The sequence below is a fragment of the Polaromonas sp. A23 genome (assembly GCF_002001015.1).
GTDB lineage: Bacteria > Pseudomonadota > Gammaproteobacteria > Burkholderiales > Burkholderiaceae_C > Polaromonas.
In genome coordinates, this window is record NZ_MUNO01000017.1 from 283,276 (window position 1) to 290,211 (window position 6,936).

Annotated in this window: 7 protein-coding genes; 2 read left to right on the plus strand and 5 right to left on the minus strand. The window is 61.6% G+C overall.

Features of this window, described 5'->3' with window-relative positions; all coding sequences use genetic code 11:
- Window positions 1-23: 23 nt before the first annotated feature.
- From B0B52_RS08830 to B0B52_RS08845, 4 genes are all read right to left on the minus strand, one after another.
- Entirely contained in the window at window positions 24-1,301 is a 1,278-nt protein-coding gene (locus tag B0B52_RS08830; RefSeq protein WP_077593247.1) for a multifunctional CCA addition/repair protein, read from the minus strand.
- A 44-nt stretch (window positions 1,302-1,345) separates the two neighbouring features.
- Window positions 1,346-1,651 carry an NIPSNAP family protein gene (locus tag B0B52_RS08835; protein ID WP_077593272.1) on the minus strand — a complete coding sequence of 102 codons (306 nt, stop codon included), beginning with the start codon at window positions 1,649-1,651 and terminating at the stop codon, window positions 1,346-1,348.
- Between the two features lie 17 nt (window positions 1,652-1,668).
- Complete coding sequence (locus B0B52_RS08840; RefSeq protein ID WP_077593248.1) at window positions 1,669-2,352, minus strand: glutathione S-transferase family protein; 684 nt, start codon at window positions 2,350-2,352, stop codon at window positions 1,669-1,671.
- A gap of 114 nt (window positions 2,353-2,466) precedes the next feature.
- Complete coding sequence (locus B0B52_RS08845; RefSeq protein ID WP_077593249.1) at window positions 2,467-3,456, minus strand: complex I NDUFA9 subunit family protein; 990 nt, start codon at window positions 3,454-3,456, stop codon at window positions 2,467-2,469.
- Window positions 3,457-3,594: 138 nt separating this feature from the next.
- Here B0B52_RS08845 and B0B52_RS08850 point away from each other — a divergent pair, with 138 nt between their 5' ends.
- A complete protein-coding gene (locus B0B52_RS08850) occupies window positions 3,595-4,038 on the plus strand; it encodes a hemerythrin domain-containing protein (protein WP_077593250.1) in 444 nt (147 codons plus the stop codon).
- A gap of 136 nt (window positions 4,039-4,174) precedes the next feature.
- On the opposite strand, the gene B0B52_RS08855 is transcribed toward B0B52_RS08850, so the two are convergent.
- Window positions 4,175-6,199: a lytic transglycosylase domain-containing protein gene (locus B0B52_RS08855; RefSeq protein WP_077593251.1), complete on the minus strand. Its 2,025-nt coding sequence runs from the start codon at window positions 6,197-6,199 to the stop codon at window positions 4,175-4,177.
- Window positions 6,200-6,208: 9 nt separating this feature from the next.
- Here B0B52_RS08855 and B0B52_RS08860 point away from each other — a divergent pair, with 9 nt between their 5' ends.
- A complete protein-coding gene (locus B0B52_RS08860; protein ID WP_077593252.1) occupies window positions 6,209-6,847 on the plus strand; it encodes a 5-formyltetrahydrofolate cyclo-ligase in 639 nt (212 codons plus the stop codon).
- Window positions 6,848-6,936: the final 89 nt, after the last annotated feature.

Here is a 6,936-nt window from a genome sequence, read left to right on the forward strand (position 1 = left end):
GCTGGACAAGGCGCGAGAACGCGTCAGGCTGGTGCGGCGGGATTCTCAAGCCAGGTCCGCACGGCCTGAGCCCGCGCAGCATGTATTTTTTCCCCGATCTGGGGGCCGGACAGGCCCGCTGCCTGCGCTGCCTGGGCGACAGTTTCCGTGACCACGGTTTGCGCAGCTGCCAGCACGGAGGCCAGCCGCAGCCTCTGGGGATAGGCCTCATTTTCCAGGCCGAGGCGTCCGCGTGCATCACATTCGCAGGCCAGCAGGACTTCGGCAAAACGCGCGGGCTTGCGAAATGCATCGCAGCGCTCGAGCAGGCGCACCAGCGCGGCCGCGCTGAATTCCGCACTGCGGTGAATATTGCCGTGTTCAAACGCCACCACCGCGGCCAGCTCGCGGCAATCGGTGGGTATGCGCAGGCGCTCGCACACGTTTTTGAGCAGCTTGGCGCTGCGTTCCTCGTGGCCGATATGTTTGGGCAGCACATTGGCCGGCGTGGTTCCCTTGCCGAGGTCGTGGCCCAGGCAGGCAAAACGTACGGCCAGGCTGGCTTCCAGTTGTGCCGACATGTCCAGCACCATCATCAGGTGCACACCGGTGTCGACCTCGGGGTGGTATTCCGCGCGCTGCGGCACGCCCCAGAGCCGGTCTACTTCGGGCAGCAAATGCCGCAGCGCTCCGCATTCGCGCAGCACCTCGAACATGCGGGAGGGCTTGCGCTCCATCAGGCCGCGGGCCAGTTCCTGCCAGACGCGCTCGGCAACCAGCGCGTCCACCTCGCCTTGCGCCACCATCTCGCGCATCAGCGCCATGGTCTCGGGGGCCACTGTGAAATCGTCAAACCGTGCGGCAAACCGGGCCAGCCGCAGGATGCGCACCGGGTCTTCCCGAAATGCATCAGTTACGTGGCGCAACACCTTGTTCTGAATATCCCGTTTTCCCCCGTACGGATCGACCAGGGTGTCGAGGTTCGCTTCAAAAGTGCCACTGGCCCTTGCGGGACGGGAACTTGCAGCTATTGAATTGATAGTGAGATCGCGCCGCGCCAAGTCTTCTTCCAGCGTGACTTCGGGCGCTGCATACACCTCAAAGCCGCGATAACCGCGCGCCGTGTTGCGTTCGGTACGCGCCAGGGCATATTCCTCGCGTGTCTGCGGATGCAGGAATACCGGGAAGTCCTTACCTACCGGCAGGTAACCCAGGGCAACCAGTTCTTCAGGCGTGGCGCCGACGACGACCCAGTCGTGGTCCTGCACAGGCAGGCCCAGCAAGGCATCGCGCACCGCACCGCCGACCATGAAAATTTCCATGGGGGCAGTTTAGCGGCTCGGGTGAGGCGAGCCCGACGCGCGACTCAGGAAAAGACCGGGCGGAAAAAGCTGCGTTCGTAGCTGACAATGCACCGAGTTTCTTCGGCATACCTGAATGCGGCCTGGCATTCGGGGTCGTCAAAAGACCGCTGGCGGTAAGTTTCGTAGGAGGCCAGGCTGTCAAAGGTGAACAGGGCCAGGGCGATATTGCTGGCGCCTTCACTGGGCATGAAATAGCCGTGGTGTTTGCCGCCGAATTTCTCCACCAGCGGAATCCACAGCTTGCCGTAATGCTCGAACTCCTTGAGCTTGGTGGTGTCGAGAACGTAACGCAGGTAAATCGTAACCATGGTGCTTCTGGCCATGATCAGCGCGACAGCCTGTAGGGTTCCTCGAATTCCCTGAAGTCTTTTTCCTGAAGGGCATCGTCCACCCAGGCCTTGATGCCTGGCAGTGCGCTCAGTCGCTCGACATAGGCGCTGATCTCTGCCGGCACGGGCAGGGCGTACCTGCTTAGCCGCATCGCGACCGGTGCGAAGTAGGCGTCGGCAATGGTGAAGTTGCCGAAAAGCAGGGGGCCCTTGTGGGCTGCCAGCAGCTCACTCCACATGGCAACAATGCGCGCAACGTCGGCGCGTACCGCGGGTTTGTCACGCCAGATCAGGCGGCCGGTGGCGCTGAGCTCAGCCTCGATGTTCATCGGGCAGGCGCCGCGCAGCGCGGTAAAGCCGCTATGCATTTCGGCGCAGATGCTGCGGGCACGGGCGCGCGCCTTCACGTCGGCAGGCCACAACTGTTTGTCCGGAAACTTCTCGGCCACGTATTCGGCAATCGCCAGCGTGTCCCAGATGGCCAGGTCACCGTCCAGCAAGACGGGCACCTTGCCGACTGGCGTCACGCTATTGATCTCCTGCTTGAAAGTGGAGGTAGCGTCGAAGGAGTCAAAACGGACCTTGACCTCTTCGAATGCAATCCCGGCCTGCTTGAGCAGCACCCAGGGGCGCATGGACCAGGAGGAGTAATTCTTGTTGCCGATATAAAGTTTGAGCATGGATTCCCCGGAGAAAAAAGACCGGCCATCCTAACGCGCGGCAGGCCAGGCATTGATGCCAAAAAAGCGCGTTATTGATGCGCTGCCCGAGCGCATCAGGGCGTTAAAGCGGCGTCAAGAGCGTCCGGCGCTCTTCCGCTTGAGCGTCAGGTTGCTGCGCAAACCCCAGCCTCCGCTGCCCGGACCAAGGTAGGCCGGTGCCACGGCTTCCAGTGCCGCGGGTGTGATGCCCATGGCTTGCAGGCCCGGCAGGTTGCCGCTGGCAATATTAGGTTGGGTCATGGAGGCCAGGTTGTCGCGGCTCATCAGGGGTTCACCCGGCGCAAACTCCATCAGCCGGGCCTGCAGGCGGCCGAGGGCAGCAGGCAAGGCAATCACGGGCCTGCCGCGACCCTGGTTGATGCCGCTCAGGCGTCCCGCCATTTCGACGAGTTGCCGGAGTGTGAAAATGCCCGGCCCGCAGGCATCGAAGGTCTGGTCCGCAGTGGCATGGAGATGCTCATCCTTCAGGCAATGCACGATGGCGCTTGCCACGTCCTCCACCCACACCGGCTGGAACAGCGCGTGGCTTGCCGCCAGTGGAACCACAGGAAAAATTTTCTGGAGGTGGGCAAAGACATTGAGGAATTTGTCGTCGGCGCCGAACATGACGCTTGGCCTGAGCACAGTCAGGTCCAGTGCTGCGTGATGCAGCGCCACCTCGCCATGGCCTTTGCTGCGCAGATACATCGATGGCGCGATATCCGGGTTTCGCATGTCGGCGCCCAGCGCGCTGACATGCACCACGCGCCGCACACCGGTTGCGGCACAGGCACGCGCGAGCTTCTGCGGCAACTCTACGTGCACCTTGTCAAAAGCAGTTTTTGTGCCGTGCAGGATGGCGATCAGGTTGACCACTGCGTCATGGCCAGCCACGAGCCGCGTGAGTACGGCTTCATCGTGCACGTTGGCCTCAAACACGTCGAGTGAGGGCAGCATTTGAATGTTCCGGGCATTCGATTCCTGCCGTGTTGGAACCGTCACGCGCCACTGAAGCTGGGTGAGTTTTTCACATACATGGCGGCCCACGAAGCCGGTGCCGCCCAGAACAAGTATTTTTTTCATAGACATAAGCCTGATTAGACCTCTTCACCGGGGTGCTTGCAAAACATGTTTTAAAACGCTGCCATGTAGGTTCCCGCCTGAATGAAGCCCGGCTATTGACCTACACTTTTTCCCCAGAGGCCTCAGGATAATCTGGAGATGAATATTTTTGAAGCCCTCCGCATCAGCCACGATACCCAGCGCGGCCTGGCCGACAGCCTGATCAAAACATCCGGAGACAGTAAGGAGCGCAGCCTGCTTTTTAATGAACTCAAGGCCGAGCTGGCAGCGCATGCGGCTGCGGAAGAGCGTTTTTTCTATGTGCCGCTGATCAAACATGACATGACGCAGGAGCCTTCGCGCCACGGCATTGCCGAACACCATGAAATGGATAAGTTGGTGGAGAAGCTGGAAGAGATCGACTTCAGCTCCCCGGCCTGGATTGCCGCTGCCAAAGAGTTGCACCACAAGGTTTTTCATCATCTGAGCGACGAAGAGCAGGGCATTTTTCAACTTGCCGGAAAAGTGCTGGGCGAGGCTGAAAAAATCTCGCTGGCCAAAGGCTACGAAGGCGAGTTTGTGTCGCAGCGCATCAAGGCCTGAGCACCCATCCGGGCGTCATCTCTTCCGGGGTTCCTGCAGGGTAAGGGTTGAACAACATAACCCGTGCCTTGCCAGCGGAACGCAGGTCAACACCTGCAAGCTGCAGGGCGCTGCGACCAGTTGGCGTGCAGTAGTCTCAGGGCAATTTTTCGTCCGGAGGCGGCGCAGAGGCGTCACGCGGCCCCACCGTGCCCAGCCTGGCCTTGAGCGACTGGGGTTGCCCGGTCAGCAGGGCGGCGTAGTTGGTGGTGTTGGACAGCACTTTCTTGACGTAGTCGCGCGTTTCGGCAAAGGGCACGTTCTCAGCCCAGATGGCCGCTTCCATCACCGGTCCGTTGCGCCAATTGCGCGGCCTGCCGGGGCCGGCGTTGTAGGCTGCCGCAGCCAGCGCCATGGAGCCGCCGAAGTCGTCCAGCGCGCGTTTGAGGTAGGCCGTGCCGATGACGATGTTGGTATCGCGGTTGTTGATCTGGTTTGCAGTGAATCCCGTCAGGCCGATATGACGTGCCGTTTCACGGGCGGTGGCTGGCATGACCTGCATCAGGCCTGAAGCGCCCACGCCCGAACGCGCATCCATGATGAAGCGCGATTCCTGACGGATCAGGCCGTACACATAGGCCGGGTCCAGGCCGATGCTCTGGCTGCGCTGGAGGACCGCTTCGCGATAAGGGGTGGGAAAGCGCTGCTCGAAGTCCATCGCTGTCGGGGTGCGTTCGCTGGTGTTGATGCAGCGATCCCAGATGGCACGGTCGCAGGCAAACTGGGCGGCAGCCAGCAATTCACGCTCGTCCAGGCCGCCGCGCTGGTGCAGGTTGGTGCTGTAGTTCCATTCGCGCACGCCTTCCGGACGCAGGCCCATGGAAATGGCGTAGGCCGCGCGGTTCAAACCGGCGTTCAGGCGCGCAGCTTCTTTTTCTTCCGGCGTCACGGCGGGTGGCTTGGCGGGCGCGGTGATTTTCTGGCCCAGCTCTTCGAGGGCCAGTTGTTCGTAGAAGCCACGCACGGATGCAATCGATTGCAAAAGGGCCAGCGCCTCCGCGCGTTGCGGTGGCACCGGCGCGCTCGCTGCGGCGGCTGGCGCATTGCTCAGGAGCGCACGTGCTTTCCAGTAAACCCAGGTGGGTTGCTTGCGAGCTTCTTCGCTCATGGAATTGATGGCACCCAGCACCAGGGACCAGCGCGGTGTGCTGCCGGCGCGCAATGCAGCGCGCGCTTTCCAGCCCAACATGTCGTCGCTCAGGTCGGCGTCCTTGCTGACCTTCGCAAAGTAGCCCAAGGCCTCGTTGCTCAACTTGCTGGCGGCCTGCCTGCCGATGGCACCCCACACCCAGTTGCGCTCTTCGCCGGCGAGTTGCATGCCCCACTTGTCTTCGACAAAACGTGCAGCGCCGTCGGCGTCGGTGCTCGCCAGTTTCACCAGTGCCAGCACGATGATCTCCCGGCGAACGTCCCTGACGGCGATCATCTTGCTCGACAGGAATTTGGCGGGGCTGGCGTTCAGCTCCGTCACCAGGTTCAGGGCTTCGGGGGCGATGATTTCAACAGCGTCGCGCGCGGCGCGCGGCCGGTTCGCTTCCATGGCCAGGCGGGCCTTGACCCAGACGTCATGGGTTGAAAGGTTTTTGTTGCCCACCAGCCGCGAGGCCGCAGAAGTGCAGCCGTCGCTTGCCTCGCGCTGGGCCAGCCAGTTCTTGCGAATTTCTTCGGCAATGCGGATATCTGCGCCGGGATTTTTCAGGTGCTCGATCAGCAGCGCATAGCAACGCACGTCTTTGTCATCGCCCATGCGGTAGTTGGGGTATTCGGCAGCAAACGCGGTCCAGTCGCGACGCTGGCCGAGCAGCAGCAACCAGTCGTTGCGCAGCCGGTCTTCCTGGTAGCTGCCGGCGTAGCGGGCCATGAAGTCCTGCACTTCCTGGGTGCTGGCTTCACCCAGCCGCGTCCGCAGTTCCCAGTAGGCGGCCCAAGGCTCCAGAGCATGGCCGCGCGCCTGGGGCAGCAGCTGGGTCAGCCTGTTTTTGTCACCACGTTTGAAGGCCTGGTTCATCTCGAGCAGCACGTCGTCGCCGCGTGAACCGTTGTTTTGCGCCCATGTCGGCGTCAGTACAAGAAAGCAGGAGAGGCCCGAAATCAGGGCTGTACGAATAAAGTTGGATAGCATCGGGTCATTATGGACAAATTAACTGCACGAAAGGCCTTGATTGAGCAACGCCTGAACCTGTCGGATCGTCTACAGCGCGCCGACCTGTTGCAACGGGTCATGCGAATCTGGCTGGTGGGTCGCGAAGACGCTGTGATTGGGGCCTATTGGCCGATCAAGGGAGAGTTTGATCCGCTGCCTGCGTTGTACCGCTGGCAGGAAGACGCCATTTTAAGCCAGGAGTCAGAAGGAAATCACGGCCAGGCCCTTGAAGGACGGGCGGAGATAGCTACTGAAAACATAGCAAACCGCTCACCGCGCAAGATCGGCCTGCCGGTGGTCAACAAGGTCCACAAGACCCTGACCTTCCATGCCTGGTACCCGGGCTGCCCGATGGAAGAGGACGCGTACGGCATCCCCAAGCCCAAGGACACCGAGGTGATCGTTCCGACCCTGCTGTTTGTGCCCTGCGTCGGTTACGGCCCGGGTGGTTTCCGGCTTGGTTACGGTGGTGGCTTTTACGACCGCACGCTTGCAACGCTGCAGCCCAAGCCGTTCACCGTGGGGCTGGGCTACAGCCACGGGTGGCTGCCGGATCTGGAGCCGGAACCGCATGATGTGCCGCTGGATGCGATTCTTAATGACAAAGGGGTGGTTTGGCCGGTGTGATTGTTGGATTTTGTCGCTTGCATCACGCTGCGGCTGTTGTTCGCTCTGGACAGTAGGACGGACTCCCCACTCCCACCCCTAACCCCTCC